17 protein-coding genes and 1 pseudogene are annotated in these 19,006 nt (G+C 41.7%); 10 read left to right on the forward strand and 8 right to left on the reverse strand.

What is annotated here, in order from left to right; all coding sequences use genetic code 11:
• Positions 1 to 120: 120 nt before the first annotated feature.
• Positions 121 to 1,116 (reverse strand): glutaminase, encoded by a 996-nt coding sequence (locus G6R02_RS14995; protein WP_164670043.1) that lies wholly within the window; start codon positions 1,114 to 1,116, stop codon positions 121 to 123.
• A 167-nt stretch (positions 1,117 to 1,283) separates the two neighbouring features.
• Here G6R02_RS14995 and G6R02_RS15000 point away from each other — a divergent pair, with 167 nt between their 5' ends.
• Genes G6R02_RS15000 through G6R02_RS15015 form a run of 4 tightly spaced genes read left to right on the forward strand, consistent with a single transcriptional unit; the run spans position 1,284 to position 6,410 of the window.
• Positions 1,284 to 2,471: an amino acid deaminase/aldolase gene (locus tag G6R02_RS15000; RefSeq protein WP_164670044.1), complete on the forward strand. Its 1,188-nt coding sequence runs from the start codon at positions 1,284 to 1,286 to the stop codon at positions 2,469 to 2,471.
• Entirely contained in the window at positions 2,459 to 3,766 is a 1,308-nt protein-coding gene (locus tag G6R02_RS15005; RefSeq protein ID WP_164670045.1) for a D-arabinono-1,4-lactone oxidase, read from the forward strand. Before G6R02_RS15000 ends, G6R02_RS15005 begins: the two co-directional genes overlap by 13 nt.
• Before the next feature lie 15 nt (positions 3,767 to 3,781).
• Positions 3,782 to 5,221 carry a pyridoxal phosphate-dependent decarboxylase family protein gene (locus tag G6R02_RS15010; RefSeq protein WP_164670046.1) on the forward strand — a complete coding sequence of 480 codons (1,440 nt, stop codon included), beginning with the start codon at positions 3,782 to 3,784 and terminating at the stop codon, positions 5,219 to 5,221.
• Position 5,222: 1 nt separating this feature from the next.
• A complete protein-coding gene (locus G6R02_RS15015) occupies positions 5,223 to 6,410 on the forward strand; it encodes an MFS transporter (protein ID WP_164670047.1) in 1,188 nt (395 codons plus the stop codon).
• Between the two features lie 299 nt (positions 6,411 to 6,709).
• On the opposite strand, the gene G6R02_RS20140 is transcribed toward G6R02_RS15015, so the two are convergent.
• The 4 genes and pseudogenes from G6R02_RS20140 to G6R02_RS15030 all read right to left on the reverse strand — a co-directional run bounded on the left by G6R02_RS20140 (position 6,710) and on the right by G6R02_RS15030 (position 8,903).
• Positions 6,710 to 6,898 carry a hypothetical protein gene (locus tag G6R02_RS20140; protein ID WP_246202580.1) on the reverse strand — a complete coding sequence of 63 codons (189 nt, stop codon included), beginning with the start codon at positions 6,896 to 6,898 and terminating at the stop codon, positions 6,710 to 6,712.
• Positions 6,885 to 7,463 (reverse strand): annotated as a pseudogene (locus G6R02_RS15020) (lysophospholipid acyltransferase family protein). Before G6R02_RS15020 ends, G6R02_RS20140 begins: the two are co-directional and overlap by 14 nt.
• Positions 7,464 to 7,584: 121 nt before the next feature.
• Complete coding sequence (locus G6R02_RS15025) at positions 7,585 to 7,920, reverse strand: thioredoxin family protein (RefSeq protein ID WP_164670048.1); 336 nt, start codon at positions 7,918 to 7,920, stop codon at positions 7,585 to 7,587.
• 119 nt (positions 7,921 to 8,039) lie between these two features.
• Positions 8,040 to 8,903 carry a CAP domain-containing protein gene (locus G6R02_RS15030; protein WP_164670439.1) on the reverse strand — a complete coding sequence of 288 codons (864 nt, stop codon included), beginning with the start codon at positions 8,901 to 8,903 and terminating at the stop codon, positions 8,040 to 8,042.
• A gap of 406 nt (positions 8,904 to 9,309) precedes the next feature.
• Between G6R02_RS15030 and mreBH the strand changes: the two genes are divergently transcribed.
• The 6 genes from mreBH to G6R02_RS15060 all read left to right on the forward strand — a co-directional run bounded on the left by mreBH (position 9,310) and on the right by G6R02_RS15060 (position 16,009).
• The gene (gene mreBH, locus G6R02_RS15035; RefSeq protein ID WP_164670049.1) at positions 9,310 to 10,317 is read left to right on the forward strand and encodes a rod-share determining protein MreBH; all 1,008 of its coding nucleotides are present in this window, start codon (positions 9,310 to 9,312) and stop codon (positions 10,315 to 10,317) included.
• A 371-nt stretch (positions 10,318 to 10,688) separates the two neighbouring features.
• On the forward strand, positions 10,689 to 11,042 hold the full coding sequence (locus G6R02_RS15040) for a DUF1428 family protein (RefSeq protein WP_164670050.1): 354 nt from the start codon (positions 10,689 to 10,691) through the stop codon (positions 11,040 to 11,042).
• 324 nt (positions 11,043 to 11,366) lie between these two features.
• The gene (locus tag G6R02_RS15045) at positions 11,367 to 12,527 is read left to right on the forward strand and encodes a CaiB/BaiF CoA transferase family protein (RefSeq protein ID WP_164670051.1); all 1,161 of its coding nucleotides are present in this window, start codon (positions 11,367 to 11,369) and stop codon (positions 12,525 to 12,527) included.
• Positions 12,528 to 12,538: 11 nt separating this feature from the next.
• Complete coding sequence (locus G6R02_RS15050; protein ID WP_164670052.1) at positions 12,539 to 13,729, forward strand: acyl-CoA dehydrogenase family protein; 1,191 nt, start codon at positions 12,539 to 12,541, stop codon at positions 13,727 to 13,729.
• Positions 13,730 to 13,750: 21 nt separating this feature from the next.
• Entirely contained in the window at positions 13,751 to 15,196 is a 1,446-nt protein-coding gene (locus tag G6R02_RS15055; protein ID WP_164670053.1) for an NAD-dependent succinate-semialdehyde dehydrogenase, read from the forward strand.
• Positions 15,197 to 15,526: 330 nt separating this feature from the next.
• Complete coding sequence (locus G6R02_RS15060; protein WP_164670054.1) at positions 15,527 to 16,009, forward strand: immunoglobulin-like domain-containing protein; 483 nt, start codon at positions 15,527 to 15,529, stop codon at positions 16,007 to 16,009.
• 551 nt (positions 16,010 to 16,560) lie between these two features.
• On the opposite strand, the gene G6R02_RS15065 is transcribed toward G6R02_RS15060, so the two are convergent.
• The 3 genes from G6R02_RS15065 to G6R02_RS15075 all read right to left on the reverse strand — a co-directional run bounded on the left by G6R02_RS15065 (position 16,561) and on the right by G6R02_RS15075 (position 18,926).
• On the reverse strand, positions 16,561 to 16,878 hold the full coding sequence (locus G6R02_RS15065) for a DUF3870 domain-containing protein (protein WP_164670055.1): 318 nt from the start codon (positions 16,876 to 16,878) through the stop codon (positions 16,561 to 16,563).
• Between the two features lie 21 nt (positions 16,879 to 16,899).
• Positions 16,900 to 17,670 (reverse strand): IclR family transcriptional regulator, encoded by a 771-nt coding sequence (locus G6R02_RS15070; RefSeq protein ID WP_164670056.1) that lies wholly within the window; start codon positions 17,668 to 17,670, stop codon positions 16,900 to 16,902.
• A gap of 83 nt (positions 17,671 to 17,753) precedes the next feature.
• Entirely contained in the window at positions 17,754 to 18,926 is a 1,173-nt protein-coding gene (locus G6R02_RS15075; RefSeq protein WP_164670057.1) for a saccharopine dehydrogenase family protein, read from the reverse strand.
• Positions 18,927 to 19,006: the final 80 nt, after the last annotated feature.

Below are 19,006 nucleotides of genomic sequence, written 5' to 3' on the forward strand. Positions count from 1 at the left end.
ACTTCTTTAACCCCCTTGTGATTAGTATACTTACATTATTCGACAAAGGAGGTTAGTTTTCCTGCAAGAAAATTGTTAATTTTAAATAATTTTAATTAAGCTGTTTTATTACCCCTGTTATTAGAATATACTCAAATCCCACTGGCTGGCAATATGCCTTAGTAAGCGAATCCCGGCAATCGAGTTTCCCTTATCATCCAGTGCTGGTCCATAAACACCAATGCCACATCCGTCGACAAAAGGCAAATCCCCATCCCGGACTCGTGGTGGTACTGCAGCAATGATACCACCTGAAACACCACTTTTGGCAGGGATACCTACATATGTTGCAAATTTTCCCGATGCATCGTACATACCACATGTGAGCATCAGTGCTTTAGCAATCCGTGCAACCTGCCTCGGAATAACCTCTTCCTGGGTATCAGGGTCCTCTCCGTCATTTGCCAGGATCATGCCAATTCTGGCCAAATCATCAACGGTAATTTCAATTGAACATTGCTTAAAATACGTTTCCAGTGTAATATTCAGGTCCGATTCCAAAAAGCCAACCTCCAGTAAATAATACCCGATGGCCCTGTTCCGCATGGAGGAATCCCGCTCTGACTCATACACGTCAACATTTAATTTCGGACGATATCCCAGTATTTTTTCCAGCAGCTCGAAAAGTGGTCTCAGTTTTTCATCCGATGTCCTGCCTTCCAATATCGATGTTACCGTTATTGCTCCGGCATTAATGAGCGGGTTAAACGGTTTTTTCACCTGTTTCGTCTCCAGGTTAATGATTGAGTTAAAAGCCTCCCCGGTCGGTTCCACATCAACCCGGTCAAGCATATAGGCAATCCCGCGTTCCATACAGGCGACAATAAAACTGAAAACCTTGGAAATACTTTGCATCGTAAACGGAATATCCATATCACCGGAACGAATCGTCATTCCATCTCTCCCTATTATCGTAATCCCCAGATCATCCGGATCAGCCTGCTCCAAAACAGGAATATATGATGCAACCTTCCCGTCATCCGTATGTTTCCGGTAGAATGCCACCCAATCATCAACATAGTTCTGCAGCCATTCCTTGGTATGTTCGGTATTCCAATTCGCTATCCCTTGCACCATCTGTATCACCTCTCATATTGTAGTATGGCTATATTCTCAAAAAAGTTTTCATAAATAATTTTCAGAACATTCCCTATTATCATTTTGTTTATGCTACTATAGTTATATAAATATTTTATAAGTGTGCAACCAAAAAAGAAACTATAATGGTTAAAGGGGAATGAATAATGCAGAATTATGTTTATTATAAAGAAGCACTGATGCAAATACCAAAGCCATGTGCGTTTCTTGACACAGCCATTTTTGAACAAAACATCAGGCAGATTGCTGCCGGCAGTAACGGTAAAAAAATCCGTGTTGCCAGCAAGTCAATCCGGAGTGTTTCCGTATTAAAGGATATTTTCAAAGCCTCTCCAATTTTTCAGGGGATTATGTGCTTTACTGCTGATGAGGCCATTTATTTAAGCAGCCAGGGCCTTGATGATTTGCTGGTCGCTTATCCTGTATGGAATGAGTTCCACTTAAATGAGGTTTTGAAACGTGTTAACGAAAATAAACAAATCACCTTAATGATCGACTCCATCGCACATTTAAAACGATTGGAGTCAATTGCTCAAAATGCTGGCGGATCGTTTCCAGTGTGTATCGATATTGACTTATCCAGTGATTTTTTCGGATTGCATTTTGGCGTTTACCGGTCACCAATCACGACAGTTGAACAGACACTGAACCTTGCCGACTACATAACAGACTCCGATTTTCTCCACCTGGATGGGATCATGGGTTATGAAGCCCAAATTGCCGGTGTCCCTGATAATAACCCTGATCAAAAACTGAAAAGCCGGCTGATTCGCTATCTGAAAAAACGATCATCAAAGGAACTTATCCAGAAGCGCAACGACATTATAGATCAACTGAAAGCACGGGGAATTCCACTGCGCTTTGTGAATGGCGGTGGAACAGGCAGTCTCCATCAGACCTCACAGGAACAACATATTACGGAAGTTACGGTTGGATCAGGCTTTTTTAACCCGCATCAATTCGATAACTATAAGGATTTCCAATTGCAACCAGCTGCGGGGTTTGCCATTGAGATCACCCGAATACCTAAAAGTAATATTTATACTTGCCACGGCGGCGGTTACGTTGCCTCAGGACCACCGGGCAAAGATAAACAGCCGCAAGTTTATCTGCCAAAGGGGGCCACATTATTTGCCAACGAAGGAACCGGCGAAGTACAAACTCCAATTCACTATAAAGGAAACACCGAGCTTACGTATGGTGACCCGATTATCGTGCGTCATAGTAAGGCCGGTGAATTATGTGAACGGTTTCAAAAATTACATCTTATTGACAACGGAAAAGTCGTTGATATCTATTCAACATATCGGGGGGATGGTCAATGTTTTCTTTAAGAAAATCACAAACACCCAAATGGACAAACTGGTCGGAAACAGTGCTGATTCATCCGGAATCAATCTATTACCCGAAGACAGTCGGTGATGTGGTGGATTTGGCCGGTATTTGTAAAGCGGAAAGAAAATCGATTCGTGCAGTTGGAAGAGGACATTCTTTTACACCGCTTGCAGCAACAAGTGAACTGCTAGTCTCTCTTGATCATTTATCAGGTATTGAATCCGTCGACAGGGAAAATAATCTTGTCACCATCTGGGCAGGAACAACACTTAAGACTCTCGGTGAGCTGCTTTTTGAACAGGGCTACGCAATGGAAAACCTGGGTGATATTAATGTACAGTCAATCGCCGGCGCCATCAGTACCGGAACACATGGCACCGGGGCGGATTTTGGCAGTATTTCAGCCCAGGTAACGCAGTTGACAATCGTCACCCCAAGCGGAGAGATCCTTGAAGTTTCCAGGGAGAAAAACAGTGCGTATTTTCAGGCAATGCGACTTTCTCTGGGAATGCTTGGGATCATTGTAAAAATCCAGCTTCGCGTTATTCCTGTGCAACAAATGGTCAGTGAGAGCTACCGAATGTCTCTCGTTGATTGTCTGGCTAAAATTAATGAACTAAGGCGTAACAACCGTCATTTTGAATTTTATTGGTTCCCGCATACCAAGACTGTACAGATTAAGCGGATGAACAGCACCGACATGCCCACGACAAAAAAGAGTTCTTTTCAGGAACTGGTTGTTGAAAATGGGCTGTTATGGGGGCTGTCAGAACTTTGCCGGATGCAGCCAAAACTCACCAGGCCGGTCAGTCATATTTCCGCCAGAGGGGTACCTGTGTCTAAAAATGCAGGACCGAGTCACGAAATGTATGCTACCAAAAGGCTTGTTAAATTTAATGAGATGGAATACGCAGTCCCGGCTGAACTGATGACAACCGTTTTGAAAGACATACGACACGTTATCGCCAAAAAGAAGATCCAGGTACATTTTCCGCTGGAGTGCCGGTTCGTCAAAAAAGATGCCATTTGGCTCAGCCCTGCATTTGAACGGGATGTGGCGTTTATCGCTGTACATATGTATAAAGGAATGTACTTTCAGGGTTACTTCGATGCTGTCGAAGAAGTGTTTCAATATCATGGTGGCCGGCCGCACTGGGGAAAGATGCACACAATGACAGCTGAGAAACTGCAGGCAGCCTATCCGCATTTTGATGATTTTTTATCCGTACGTAAAAAGCTCGATAGTGATGGCATGCTGTTGAACGGTTATGTTAAACGGCTTTTTAATATTTGATCAGGGGGAATCAAAATGGAGAAAAAAGAAACGATTTTACAGCAGTTGAAGGAACTCCAGCAGGAAGACCTGAATCCTAAAGGAGGAAATGTGTGGGCATATGTTTATGACAGCGGCTTACGGAAAGCACAGGAAACTGCAATTGAAGCTTACAACTTGTTTATCGATCACAATGGGCTTGATTTCACGGTTTTCCCAAGTCTTTTGAAGCTGGAAAACGAGATTGTCGATGAGATTGCCGGGTTATTTTCAAATGATAAAGACACATTAGCCGGAACTTTTACCAGCGGCGGAACAGAAAGCATTATGCTGGCAGTAAAGGCAGCTCGGGACTATGCTGGTGCTCAAAAACCGGAAATCACAGCACCGGAAATCATCCTGCCTAATACGGCACACGCGGCATTCCACAAAGCTGCGCATTATTTGGGCATTAACACCGTTATTGTTCCTGTCAGCAAGGTAACATTTAAAGTGGATCCGGCTGAAGTTGAGAAGCAAATAACGCCAAACACAATTATGCTTGTCGGATCAAGCGTAAATTACTCGCACGGTGTCAGTGACCCTATTGAAGAGCTGAGTGAACTGGCGGTTGAACATGATATTTGGCTGCATGTCGATGCCTGTATTGGCGGATTTTTGCTGGCATATTACAGGAAACTTGGTCATAACGTTAATCCGTTCGACTTTCATCTCCCGGGTGTTTCATCCCTTTCTGTTGATCTGCATAAATATGCCTTTACCCCAAAAGGCGCTTCGGTTATTTTGTACCGGAACAAAAACTTGAGACAATATCAATATTATGCCTGCACGAACTGGACAGGGTACCCGGTTATAAACACAACCATTCAATCGACTAAATCCGGCGGGCCATTAGCAGCTTGCTGGGCAACGCTTAAGTCTATTGGAGATGACGGCTATCGAAAACTCGCTGCTAAGATTTGGGAAACAAAACAGGAAATAACCAAACGATTAGAAAATATGGATGATTTATATATTTTGGGAGAGCCGGAAGTAAGCCTATTGGCGTTGGGATCTGATACGATTGATATTTTCCAGCTTGCCGATGAAATGAAAAAGGCAGGATGGTATATCCAGGTTCAGCCGGGAGATTATGATATGCAGCCTTCCATCCACTTAACGATTACACCAGTCAATAAGATCGATGCGTTTTTCTTAGGATTAGAGGAAGCAATTTTACAGGTGAAAACCTATCCGAGACATTCGCTTAAACGTGCAGCTGTCTCAATTGCCGATACGTCCGAAGTAACTCCGGATACAATAGCATCCCTATTACATACTGCCGGGGTTAAACCGGATGGCAGCTTACCAGACGACATGGCCTCCGTCAACGAACTGCTCCATTTATTACCTCATGAAATCACAAAAGAAGCTTTCCTGCATATAACAAACGAATTATTTACGCCGAAAAAATCCTTTACTGAAGGAGATGAGTAGGATGAATCGCTGGTTTCACCTGACCGGGTATGCCCTGCTCATTTTCAGCTCGCAAATTCTCTGGGTAACATTCTCACCAATCACGACCGATGTTGCTGCTGATATGGGCACGAATGTAGGAAACATCGGAACATTGGCAGCATTATTTCCCATTATATATATTGTTGTCGCTCTGCCGGCAGGGAGATGGCTCGATTCCCATTTTAAACTGGCATTAACGTTTGGTGCACTGACTGTTGGACTTGGTGCAGCTGCCAGATTAATATCCCCATTCAGTTATACCTGGCAGTTGATTATCCAAATTATCCTGTCAATCGGCCAGCCATTTGTGATCAATGCAATCGCCGCTTATGCAGGCCGCTATTTTCCTGAAAAAAAGCGGTCAATGGCGATTTCGATTTCAAGCGTTGCACTGTTCTTCGGGGTAATCTTCGCCATGGTTTTCAGCCCAATTCTATATGCGAACGGCGGCCTCACATTCGTGTTAATTATTTTTGCAATCCCTTCAGCAGTAAGTATGGTGTGGGTATTGTATACACTTGCAGCAAAAAGCGGGTATTCAGTTATGGTTTCTACAAAAAAATCCGCCAAACTATCATTTTTATTACGGGATAAATTTTTATGGGTTCTAAGTGGACTGCTGGCAATCGGCCTTGGGATTTTCGATGCACTAAGTACGTGGGTTGAACCGATTTTTGAGCAGTATGGGATTGCCGGTACAACAAGCGGTCCATTACTCGCCCTGATGATTTTGTCCGGAATTGCGGGGTCTGTTTTCATTCCTTCCTTTGTTGCCAAAAAAGACGCACGAAGGACATTCATTATTACAGCACTGCTCATTACCGCTGGAGCCTTTACAGCAATCATCTTTTGGCAATGGGTACCATGGATTGCGTTCTGGCTGATTGTAGACGGATTTTTCCTGCTGGCAGGATTCCCGATTATCATGGACTGGACCGAAAAACACTTCGGCACAAGCCAACAGGGCACAGCTGTAGGATTCGTCATGCTCACAAGTCATGCCGGCGGAATTATCCTGATCTATCTTGTAAAAGCCTTGCTTTCGCCGCCATCCTATGCACTAGGATTGCTGGTTGTGGTGAACATATTGGGGATTTTGCTGGCAATGCAATTACCGAAACGGGAAAAACCATTGCCGGAATCGGGAAATGAATACGGGGTAAATTAGAAAAGGTTTATCTTTAGCTGAATGGTTGGGGTTCGCGGACAATTAAGCCCTTATTTCTATAAAACACATGACTTTTACACTTTTGACGGACATCTGTTCCTTTATTTGCAGTAAATCAGCAATGTATGACCGGTTTTTGCCATTATAAAGGAATAAATGTCCGCGCCCCCTCCAAATCGAGCTTTTTGCCATGAATAGCGGAAAATATGTCCGGGTTAATTGCGGATTTTTTCTGTGTACCAAAACCTAGTTGTTTAAAATCATTGCCAAAAAAAAACTGCCACGTTCAAACATCTCATTCATTTTGACACAGCATGCACTTCCAATAGGCTATCAGACACATGCGAATGAAGATTCCCTTCAATTATAGCCTGGATCTCTTCAGCTAGTTTACTATGTTTTTTACCCTGATAATCTTCAGGATAAATCGGATTAGATATCGTCATGCTTATCGTTGATGGCTTTAACCGTCCATTACCTTCTTCCAATATCCGGCGCGTTCCATTGATAGACACTGGGACAATCGGGACATTTGCTTTCGTGGCCAGTCGCAGGCTTCCGGATTTTAAATGTATTTAAACGATTATCTCTGCTCCTGGTCCCTTTAGGAAAAATAACCATGGAGTTCCCATTTTTTAAATGTTCAATCCACTGGTTTATGGATTTCACCGCTTTACGGGGACTGCTTCGATCAATGAATACACAATGTATCAATTCCATCTACGTACTTATAATTGGAAGTCTCTGTGTCTCTTTTTTGGCAATGAACCCAATTGGTTTCCCGAGGCAGCCGAGCAACGCCAATATATCAAATAACCCCTGATGATTTTCGACAAATAAAACAGCTCCATCAGGCAGTTTTTCCTGTCCGGAAACATGAACTTCCGATTTCGTTGTTTTTATTACCTTTTGTGAAACTATCTTTGGTGTTGAAAATATTTCTTCTGTGGTCAGCTCAGGATTTTGCATACGTTTTTTAACCTTACGCAATTTAAAACCGGCGTCTATTATAAGCAATAAAGCATATATGTATATTCTTAAGCTGCGGATCATCTCTATCTCCCCCTGTTTCTATAAAATAATTATACCGCTGGGGGAGAATTGTGCGCAAGAATATAATATGCAGAGACGGTTATCCGGACGTGTGAATCTGTTGCATAAACAAGTATTTATTTTATTGGGCCATATGTTGATAAATCTTATTTATTTTTTCATTCAAAAGATCCAAGTGAACAATTCGTGCTTCGCGAAGAAATTCTTTTCCATCCACAAAAAACAATAAAACAGGTGCTGTAAAAACTGAATATAAACCGGCTACCTCTGTTACCTCCTGTGCATTGACGGATCCAAGTGCAATGTCCGGATATTTTTCCATTAACTCCAGAACTTGCGGCTTTAAACTATGGCAGACACTGCAATTGGGGGTCGTGATATATAGAAAAGATAGTGGTTGTTTGTTAATGAATACTTTTATCGATTCAATATCCGTTAATTCTTGAAAATCTCTCATATTCAATCCTCTTATCATTATTATTTTCCTTATTATATCATGGTTGGTGCAGTCTATCCGTGGATTAACTCAGACCATAAAAAAGAGACCGACCGAAGTCAGCCTCTTGCATTTTCTATTTATTTACCAATAAATTGTTGTGTCCAGTAGTTTCCTTGTTCCACATAGCCAACGCCGATGTGTGTGAAGTTAGGATTCAAGATGTTCTTACGGTGTCCTTCACTGTTCATCCAAGCATTAACAACTTCTTGTGGAGTACGTTGACCCATTGCAATGTTTTCACCGGCAGTTTTGTAAGAGATACCGAATTGTTTCATCATATCAAATGGTGATCCATAAGTTGGGCTGTTGTGTGAAAAGTAGTCATTTGCTGCCATGTCACGAGACTTTTCACGTGCCACTTTACTTAGCTCTGTGTCTACTTTTAGTGCTGACAGGCCACGAGAAGTACGTTCCTGGTTAGTCAGTTCAACAACTTGCTGTTCAAATTCATTCAGCTGCTGTGATTGATTCTGGCTTGGTTGTTGCTGCTGTTGTTCAGCTTGTTGTTGTTGTGCTGGAGCTTGTGTTTGCTCAGCGGGTTGCTCTTGCTTCTCTTGTTGCTGTTCTTGTTTAGGTTGTTCTTGTTTTGGCTGTTCCTGTTTAGGTTGCTCTTGCTTTGGTTGTTCTTTCTTAGGTTGTTCCTGCTTTGGTTGTTCTTTCTTTTGCTGTGATTGTTCTTTATTATCCTGGTTCCAATTATATTGGTTCCAATTATATTGGTTCCAATTATATTGTGAGAAATAGTTATTAAACAGTCTATTAAATTTTTCTGAAGATAATTCACTCCAATTACCATTTCCATTTACAGAATAATAGACTTTATATTGATAGGATTTACCCTGTGATTCGCCGGTATTTGCAGATGCATCTGCAGTTGTTTGAAAAGCTCCACCAATTAATAGTGTTGCAGATAAAGTAGTTACGATGAATTTTTTCAACATGCGTTGTTCACCTCTCCTGTATTTTTGTCTTGCAAAATCATCATACCACGGGTTATCTGTAATATTTTTAGAAGGATTTTCCACACAGAACTTCGATGAAGTATATTCTATAAAAATATGCATAATATAAGCGATTGACAAGTTTACTTTGGGAAAATAATAGGAAAATGTTAAAAACAGTGGTAAAAATTACAATTTATAAGTTGTTGACACCCTTTAAAATCCAGCTGTTATATTACAAAATACTGTGATTTGTAATGAAAATGTTACTTGAATTTTGACAGGTTCATTACACGTATGACGGCATTTTAGCCAATATATGTAAGTTCTTTAACTACCCCCAGAAACTGTGATAAAGTATAGAAATGATATAAAGAAAAACTGTCATCATTGGAGGAGCTTAATCATGTTATCTAATGCAGAAATCGGTATTGACTTGGGTACCGCAAATATACTTATTTATTCGAAATCAAAAGGAATTGTATTAAACGAGCCATCTGTTGTGGCGATCGATATGAATACCAAACAGGTTGTTGCTGTTGGATCTGAAGCAAAGGAAATGGTAGGTAAAACGCCGCAAAACATTATTCCAATCCGCCCATTAAAAGATGGTGTCATTGCAGACTATGATGTAACAGCTCAAATGCTGAAGGAATTTTTGAAAAAGGTCAGCAAAAAAATGGGGCTGTCCATGCGCAAACCAACTGTAGTCGTATGCACCCCTTCCGGAAGTACAACTGTGGAACGCCGCGCAATTCATAATGCCGTTTCCAGCTACGGTGCAAAAGCAGTTCATTTAATTGAAGAACCGGTTGCTGCTGCAATTGGTGCGGACTTGCCTGTTGATGAACCGATTGCCAATGTTATCGTTGATATTGGCGGTGGAACTTCCGAGGTTGGTATCATTTCATTCGGTGGCGTAGTTTCATGTAATTCTGTCCGTACCGGTGGCGATAAAATGGATGAAGAGATTATCCAGTTCATTCGAAAGAAATATAATATTTTAATCGGCGAGCGTACTGCTGAAAATATTAAAATGGAAATTGGCTATGCCTATGAGAATCATGCCGAGCAAACAATGGAAGTTCGTGGCCGTGACATGGTTTCCGGTTTACCTAAGACCGTCACTGTCTCATCGAAGGAAGTTTATGCGGCATTAAAAGAATCACTCGAATCAATTCTTGAAACAATCCGGGCGACACTGGAAAACTGTCCACCTGAATTGAGCGGCGATATTGTTGACCGCGGCATCGTACTGACTGGTGGAGGTTCCATGTTAAACGGAATGAAAGACTGGCTATCAGAAGAAATTATCGTTCCCGTTCACGTCGCACCAAACCCGCTTGAATCAGTTGCTATCGGAACAGGACGATCATTGAAAATGATTTCGAAATTACAAAAAGCAGCAAAATAAGGATTGATTTTATGAACCGTGCGCCGATTATGGTGCACGGTTTTTGTGTTTTCTGCTGATGTTGTTGTTCTTCTACCGATATTCACTAACCATTATCATATATACAGGCGAGGAAAATAATAAGACGAACATATTGTGAACTTCGACATTAAGGTTGTGAACTTCGGTGAAATGTATTGTGAACTTCGACATTTTTCCTTTGAACTTCGACATATTCACTGTAAACTTCGGGATTTCAGCATGATTCCTCACTTCTGTTACCCTCATTCGTTTTAAAAAAAAATATAAATCCCGAAAAATATTGCTCCAATTAAAAAGGACTTTGGCTATCTAATATTGAATTTATAGAGTAAGTAAAATGGGGTGAAACGATGTATACGATTATTAATTTGTATCGTGTAAAAAAAGAGCATGTTCAATCATTTATCGATATCAATGATCGGGCCAGCGAGATATATTTATCGTATGGTGCACTGGAGGATAACACATATCATGCCAGCGATTTAAATGGTAAGCATGGTTGCTCCGGGCTGATTGATATTATCGACGTCAAGGATGATGAGGTTGTTTTCTTCGGCCAATCCGTATTCCGTAACGAATCTCATCATGATGATGTGATGTCACAGGTTGATGACGATCCTGAAATATATACGTTATTTGACGAGATATCCAAAGTTATTGTTTTATCAAAAGTTGTCACCGCTACGTTTTCAACGGACCACTAGTAAACCGTTTACAAATTTTTCTGAATATAATATAATGTTATTAATGAATCATGTAAAAAACGTTTCCGCGTCTATGACACATGATCAACGGATTATTAGAAAACTTGGCCTATCGCCAAGCTTTAATGGCGAAAGCCTTAGTTGCACTTATGCAGTAAGAAAGTATTTATACTTTCTTAACTGCCAAATAAATTTATGCTGCCTAATCTGTTCCCAGTCCGATTCCAGTTCTGGCAAGACAGATAAAAGCCAGTTCAAATTGACTTACAGAGTGGTCTGTAGTCATTTTGGAGTGGTTTATTTTATTTTGAAAGGAGTGATCAAATGACTGGAGCACTTGAAAACATCAAAGTTCTAGATCTGTCACGCGTGCTTGCCGGTCCATACTGTACGATGATACTCGGTGACCTTGGTGCAGAGGTTATTAAAGTGGAAGCACCCGGCGGCAGTGATGAAACGCGTAAATGGGGTCCACCTTTCCAGAATGGTGTGAGTGCTTATTACCTCTGTGCAAACCGGAATAAAAAAAGTATAACCGTTGACCTGAAATCTGATGAAGGCATTGAAGTGATCAAAACGCTTGTCAATGAAAGCGATGTCATTATCAATAACTTTAAATCCGGAACAATGAAACGGTTTGGCCTTGACTATGACACGCTTGCAGAAATCAACCCTGCCATTGTGTACTGTTCGATAACAGGCTTCGGCGAAACAGGGCCCTATCAGAACATGCCAGGCTATGATTTTATTATTCAGGCAATGAGCGGGTTGATGAGTATTACGGGTGATACTGAGTCAGGACCGCAAAAAATGGGAGTCGCTATTACGGATATTTTGACAGGCTTATATGCCTGCATTGGAATTCAGGGGGCATTGCTCGAACGCGCACAATCAGGAAAAGGACAGAAGCTCGATATTTCACTCTATGATTCAGCGGTAAGTGCGCTCGTTAATATCGGCAGTAATTACTTAATGGCTGAAAAGATACCGAAAGCCCTCGGCAATCAGCATGCCAATATCGTACCATACCAGACATTTCAAACGGCGGATGGTGAGATGGTAATAGCGGTTGGTAACGACAATCAGTTCAAAAAGCTCTGTACTATTATGGGAAAACCAGAATATGCATCTGATAAACGCTTTCGGACGAACCCGGACAGAGTTGACCATCGCAAGAAATTAGTCCCACTGCTTCAGGACATTTTTTCAACCGAAACAACGGTATATTGGCAGGAGAAATGTCAGCAAAACAATATCCCATGCGGACCGATCCAAACCATTGACCAGGTTGCCAATGACCCGCAGCTCAATGAAAGGGATATGTTTATTGATTGTCAGCACCCGACTGCGGGGGACATCCGTATGATTGGCAGTCCACTGAAGCTTTCACGGACACCATTTCAGCTAAAACACCACCCGCCGGATCCCGGTGAACATACTGACGAGATACTGGCACGATTGGGATTATCCAAAACAAATAATTAGGAGTTGATCAAATGGATTTTAATTTTTCAGAAGAACAAATGATGCTAAGAAATACTGTACGAAGCTTTGTTGATAAAGAAATCATGCCGAACGCAGCCGAGTGGGACCGTGCAGGAAAATTTGACCCCTCTATTATGAAGAAACTGGCTGACCTCGGTCTGATGGGGGTTTGTATCCCTGAGGAATATGGCGGCAGCGGCATGGATTATAATTCACTGGCTATTGTTTGTGAGGAATTGGAGCGTGGTGATACAGCATTCCGCACAGCAGTCTCCGTCCATACCGGGCTGAACAGCATGTCCATTTTACAATGGGGTACCGAAGAACAGAAACAGAAATACCTTGTCCCCCAGGCAAAAGGTGAAAAAGTTGGTGCGTTTGGATTAACTGAACCTGCTGCAGGATCAGATGTCGCTTCACTTCAGTCCACAGCTGTTAAAGATGGTGATTACTACATTTTAAATGGACAAAAAACGTGGATTTCCTTATGTGACACGGCCGACCATTTCCTGGTGTTTGCATATACCGATAAGGAGAAAAATCATCACGGGATCTCCGCTTTCATTGTTGAGCGTACATGGGAAGGATTTTCCTCCAAAGCAACAAAAGGTAAACTGGGAATCCGTTCAGGAAACACCGGCGAATTATTTTTTGACAATGTGAAAGTACCAAAAGAAAACCTGCTCGGTGAAGAAGGTGAAGGCTTTAAAATTGCGATGGCTTCACTGGATAACGGCCGGTTCACTGTCGCCGCCGGAGCTGTCGGGCAAATAAGAGCCTGCCTTGAGGCCAGTGTAAAATATTGCCACGAGCGTGAGACATTCGGCAAATCAATCGGCAAGCATCAGCTCGTCAAGCAAATGCTTGCCAACATGGAAGCGGGCCTTCAAATGAGCAGCCTGCTTGTTTATCGTGCCGGCGAGATGAAAAACGAAGGAAAACGAAACACCCGTGAAACGTCCCTTGCCAAGTGGCAGGCGTGTGATTTTGCGAATAAGGCTGCTGATGATGCAGTCCAGGTCCACGGGGCATATGGCTATTCCGATGAATACCCGGTTGAACGTTATTTGCGAAATTCGAAAGCACCTGTTATTTATGAAGGTACACGTGAAGTCCACACAATCATGCAGGCCGATTATGTATTAGGGTATCGACAGGATAAGCAGTTAAACAAGATGCTGCCGGCCTGGGACAAAAAATAATCAGAAGGGAGATTTTCAGTTATGTTTGAAAAAGAAACGAAAAGTATTTTTATTGATGGAACGTGGCGCGACGTAAATTCCGACAAGACGGAAACAATCTACAATCCGGCAACACTCGAACCGATAACCGATGTCGCAAACGGTGGAGCAAATGAAACGACCGAAGCAATCGAAGCCGCTTCAAAAGCCTTTAAAGTCTGGAGCGGAATGACCGGCCGGGAACGTTCACGAATTTTATACAAGGCACATGAACTAATGATGGATGATGCAGAACGTCTCGGGGAAATTTTGACGACGGAGCAGGGTAAACCGCTCAAAGAAGCAATCGGCGAAGTAAAAGGCGCAGCCAACTTCCTGCTGTGGTATGCCGAGGAAGCAAGCAGAGCATATGGAGAATGGATCCCTTCCTCCATTAAATCCAAGCGCCTGCTTGTCATTCCGCAGCCGGTTGGTGTCGTGGGAGCAATCACTCCGTGGAACTTCCCGTCATCAATGATTACCCGCAAAATTGGACCGGCACTTGCTGCGGGCTGTACTGTTGTGCTGAAGCCAGCACCGGAAACACCATTGTCGGCGATTGAAATCGTGAAAATCCTGGAAAAAGCCGGCATGCCAAATGGTGTTGTTAATCTAATTACTGGTGATGCAGAAGCAATTGGAAATACGATGCTGAAGAGTAAAGATGTCAAACTGATAACCTTTACCGGTTCCACTAAGGTCGGAAAATATCTGATGCGTGAAAGTTCCAACCATGTAAAAAAATTATCGCTTGAACTTGGAGGTCATGCTCCGATTATTGTTTTTGATGATGCGGATATAGATAAGGCCGTGTCATTAGCACTTGCCAGCAAATTCAGGAATAACGGCCAGACATGTATTTGCGCAAACCGGATCTATGTACATGAATCCGTTCAGGAAGCCTTCAACAAAAAACTGAAAGAAAAAGTCACCGAGCTTAAAGTCGGAGCTGGAAACGAGGATGGAACCAAACTCGGTCCATTAATTAACAAGCAGGCATTACAAAAGGTTGAGAAACACCTTGCCGATGCGAAAGCAAACGGTGCGGAAGTCGTTACTGGCGGTGACAAATGGGATGGCGGACTGGACGGTTATTTCTATCAGCCTACTATTCTGGCTAATGTGACCGATGAAATGCTCATCATGAATGAGGAAACATTCGGCCCGCTCATGCCGGTACAGGTTTTCAATGATGAAGACAACGTCATCGACAAAGCAAATGATACCGACTACGGACTTGCAGCATACATTTTCACCGAAACTACCAGCCGTGCTATACGTGTATCCGAAAATCTGGAATACGGGATTGTTGGGGTTAACGACGTCTTCCCTGCTGTCGCAGAAGCTCCATTTGGCGGTATTAAGCAATCGGGTATAGGAAAAGAAGGCGGACACCATGGCATGGATGAATTCATGGAAATGAAATATATATCAATGGGAATAAATTAAAAACGGAAACAAATAAATAAGTAGTTCAGTTTTAGAGTACATAATTACAAAATGTGCTTTAGACTGAACTACTTTTTTCAATAAAGTTTTATACAGTAAATTATACAACAAAAGCTATATAGTTAGTGTTGAAAATATGATTGAGTGAAGATTTGTAGTTATGCAGTATTATGATACTTTAAATTATAAAATAACTGCTTCTTCAAGTAACGGGGCAAAAGACTTCAATAGGAAAAAAATATAATAAATAAATTGAGTATGATCGTATAGAAAGATTTATTTATGAAACCTATATATATTCTAACGTCTTACAATGTAAGAGGTGATGATATGAAAAGATGTTTAAGTTTTTTATTTTGTTTAGCAATAGGTTTGACACTTTTAGCAGGATGCGGAGGTAATGGTAATTCAGCTGAAACAACTGACTGGGAACCTACAATATATGAAACTGTCAACAACTTTGATGGAGTAACTATGATAGTAAAGAAAGAAACAGTTTCCTCTACTGGATTGACGGTAACATTTAAGAATACCTCCGACAAGCAATACACTTACGGCGACCCTTTTTTGTTAGAAAAGAAAATCAAGGGAAGTTGGTATCAAGTCCCAATTGCACTTGATGATAACTACGGATTTAATGATATTGGTTATGACTTGGCTCCTTCAGATGTCAGCGAATGGACAGTTGATTGGGATTGGCTCTATGGAAATCTGAAAACTGGTGAATACCGTATAGTGAAAGATGTACTGGATGTTAAAAAACCAGGGGACTATGATACGCACCATTTGGCAGCGAAGTTTACAATTGATTAACCAAACAAAATTAGTACATACCAAAGTTTGTGCAAGATTGTACTTAAAATAACGGGCGCAAGAGTTAAACAGGGGGAATAATAAGCTGTATAGTGGTAGAAGATCCGAAAAATGAAGTGGAGTTATCATACAATGAATTTTACAGACTGGTTTAAGAAAAGGGTCTTTTTGTTTCATTGGAACACATTAAAGTTCCACGAAGAGTATTAGAAGAAGGTACGTTATAAAATTAGCAGGGATTTTGCTGCTTTACATTTACCACAAGAGAATAAACAACTTACCTTATAAGCCACATTGCACATTATGCAATAATTCATACCTAACCGAAGTAGAAATTCAAGAATTATTATAACAGGAAATCAGCGAGGAACTCATTCTTGGTACAGTATCAGTGTTTCTTTAGAAAGAAAGTCAAATGATGATATAAATGTTAGTTTGCTTGAAAGGTTCAACTTTCTGGAAAATAATAACTATGTTCATCACGTAAAGAAGTGCTTTAGCTTAGCTATTTAACAATCAATCCCCCGCTACATTAATTCAGCGGGGGAATTTTAATTATCATGTTCCATATAATGCTCATACTGCTTATATAAATCTTTCAATGCCGATGCAAGTGCATTACCGGCCTTACCCAAATAATGACCCTTCACTTCCTCGACAGGTTTATCAATTCCATCCTGGAGACTATGCCCTCTTAATAGCTGCTGGACAAAATCTCTTCCGTGTTCTGTTGCTAGTGTACAATTAGCTGTTACAATCACACCGTATTTTTTATCAATTTCAGCTGTTATCGTTAACGTTTCGTACATACTTTTAGCTGCCATCCCTGAAGGCAGTCTGGCATGCCCGGCAATAAAAACAGTATTCATATTGGTTCAGATCCTTTCCATTTAAAAGTCCGGTCCGCGATACCCTAATTGCCTTGAAATCGTTTGGGCGGTTTGCTTTGTTTTCTCCTGGTGGAATGTCAGGTTTTCCCCTTCGAAGTGACTGGAAAGCCCACTCACAGCGAGTGCTGCAATAACCTGATTGCTGTAATCATAGATTGGATACGAAATCCCTGTCGTATCAGCATCCTGCTCCCCGACACTATATGCGTACCCGTCCTGATAAATCGTGTTAAGCTGCTCTAGTAATTGCTCTTTATCAATCGGTTCATGGTCACCTAATCGGTACAACTTGGAATCACCCAACACTTTCTCCTGCCGTTCACGAGACATGTGGGCAAGCAGCATTTTCGGCCCTGATCCCGCATAAAGCGGCGAACTCTTGCCAACTCTTGTATATAATCTTAACGCTCTTGAACTGTCCACTTTTTCAATATATGTAGCCTCATCCAGGTTGGCAATTACCAGGTGAATCACCTCATTAATTTCTTCAGCCAGCTGTTCCATATATGGAAGTGCAACGGTTCTGATTTCCAGCTGATCGGAAACAATCTGTCCCAACTCTAATAATTTCAACCCTAACCGGTACCTGCTGTCATGTTCGTTTTCCTTCGTTTTATAAAGAAAATCACAAGACTCCAAAGCCGATAACAGTCTGTATGCAGTAGGCTTCGGGATTCCCGCCTTAATAGCAATTTCTTTTAATGTCAGTTCCGGGGTTTCGATGGTAAAAAAATTTAATAGATTCAATGCTTTGATTACACTTTGATTCATTGCGATAACTCCTTGGATAAGACGCGGGTATAGGGCCTATTGTCACACCGCATCGCGTGAGACAATGACCCTGTCCCCCCCTCCTAAATGTTTACATGTTCTTTTTCGGTACTTCCTGATTCCAGGATATTCACGCCTCTTTTAGCCATTTCCTTCATGTAGACTTCACCTGGAACACATTGCTCCGGCGGGTAGACACCCCGCTTTGTTATTGTGCCATTTCCGATCATTTGCGCAACCGCTGAAATGGTGTTGGCTGTTGCACGTGCCATTGCAGTTACATTTGTTTCCCTGTCTTTATAGGTTGTCATTTCATACTCGTATGTTTTTGGCTGACCGTCTTTTTCACCGGTAACCTTTACCCTTAACAGTACCGCGTCATCCTTATCCTTTAGATCGACAATCGGATCAAGAACTTTTAACAGTACTTCTCTAGGGTTTATTTTTTGCCCTTTTACATCAACCTCATAATCCATCCGGGTTAAGTTAAGATCAACGAGAAGCTTGAACTTTTCCGCATGGCCCGGATAGCGGATTGTTTTATATTCCAATGTATCTACATTCGGATAGGAAATCGGCAGTGTTGATGTTCCTCCCGACGTATGAAAGGCCTCCAAAGGTCCGAATTTCTCAAAATGAATGCGCTCAACCTCGGTTAAGGCCTCGATTTCCTGTTTAACCCCATTACGGATAATCAATGCCGGGTCTGTATAGTGATCAAATACACCCTCCATGGAAAAAACATGATTGTATTCAAACGGCGGTTCCGGTCTTACCGGAATTCCCCCTACATATATTTTGATTTCTTCCAATTCGTCCAGTTTACTTGCGCCGTGTCCGGAAAGAATATTAATCATTCCCGGTGCAACACCCAAGTCAGGAATCAGCGTTACTCCAGCAGCCTGTGCATCGTCTTTCAGGGCAAGCACTTTATCGGTAATATGCCCGATATGACCGCCCAAGTCGACTGAATTGACCCCTACCTGGATTGCTGTTTTGGCAACTATCTCATTGAATGAGTAAAATAACGCGTTAATAATCACATCAAACTGCTGCATATAACCGGCCAGTTCCTGTTCATCGCTGGCATTTACCTGATAGGCTTTTAGTTTAGAAGAATTTAACTGATCACAAACCTGTTGCGCTCTTTCCAAATCTATATCGGCCAGGCCGACAGCTGTCACACCTTCACTTCCTGCCAGATCTCGTGCTGCTTCTTTCCCCATTAATCCAGATCCTAATACACCTATTTTCATATAGTTTACACTCCCTGTAAATTAAATTTTTTCTATATAACTAACTCCTTTTTAGGATATTTGTCCTTTTATTCCTATGG

This window comes from Virgibacillus doumboii, assembly GCF_902806455.1.
GTDB classification, from domain to species: Bacteria; Bacillota; Bacilli; order Bacillales; family Amphibacillaceae; genus Lentibacillus; species Lentibacillus doumboii.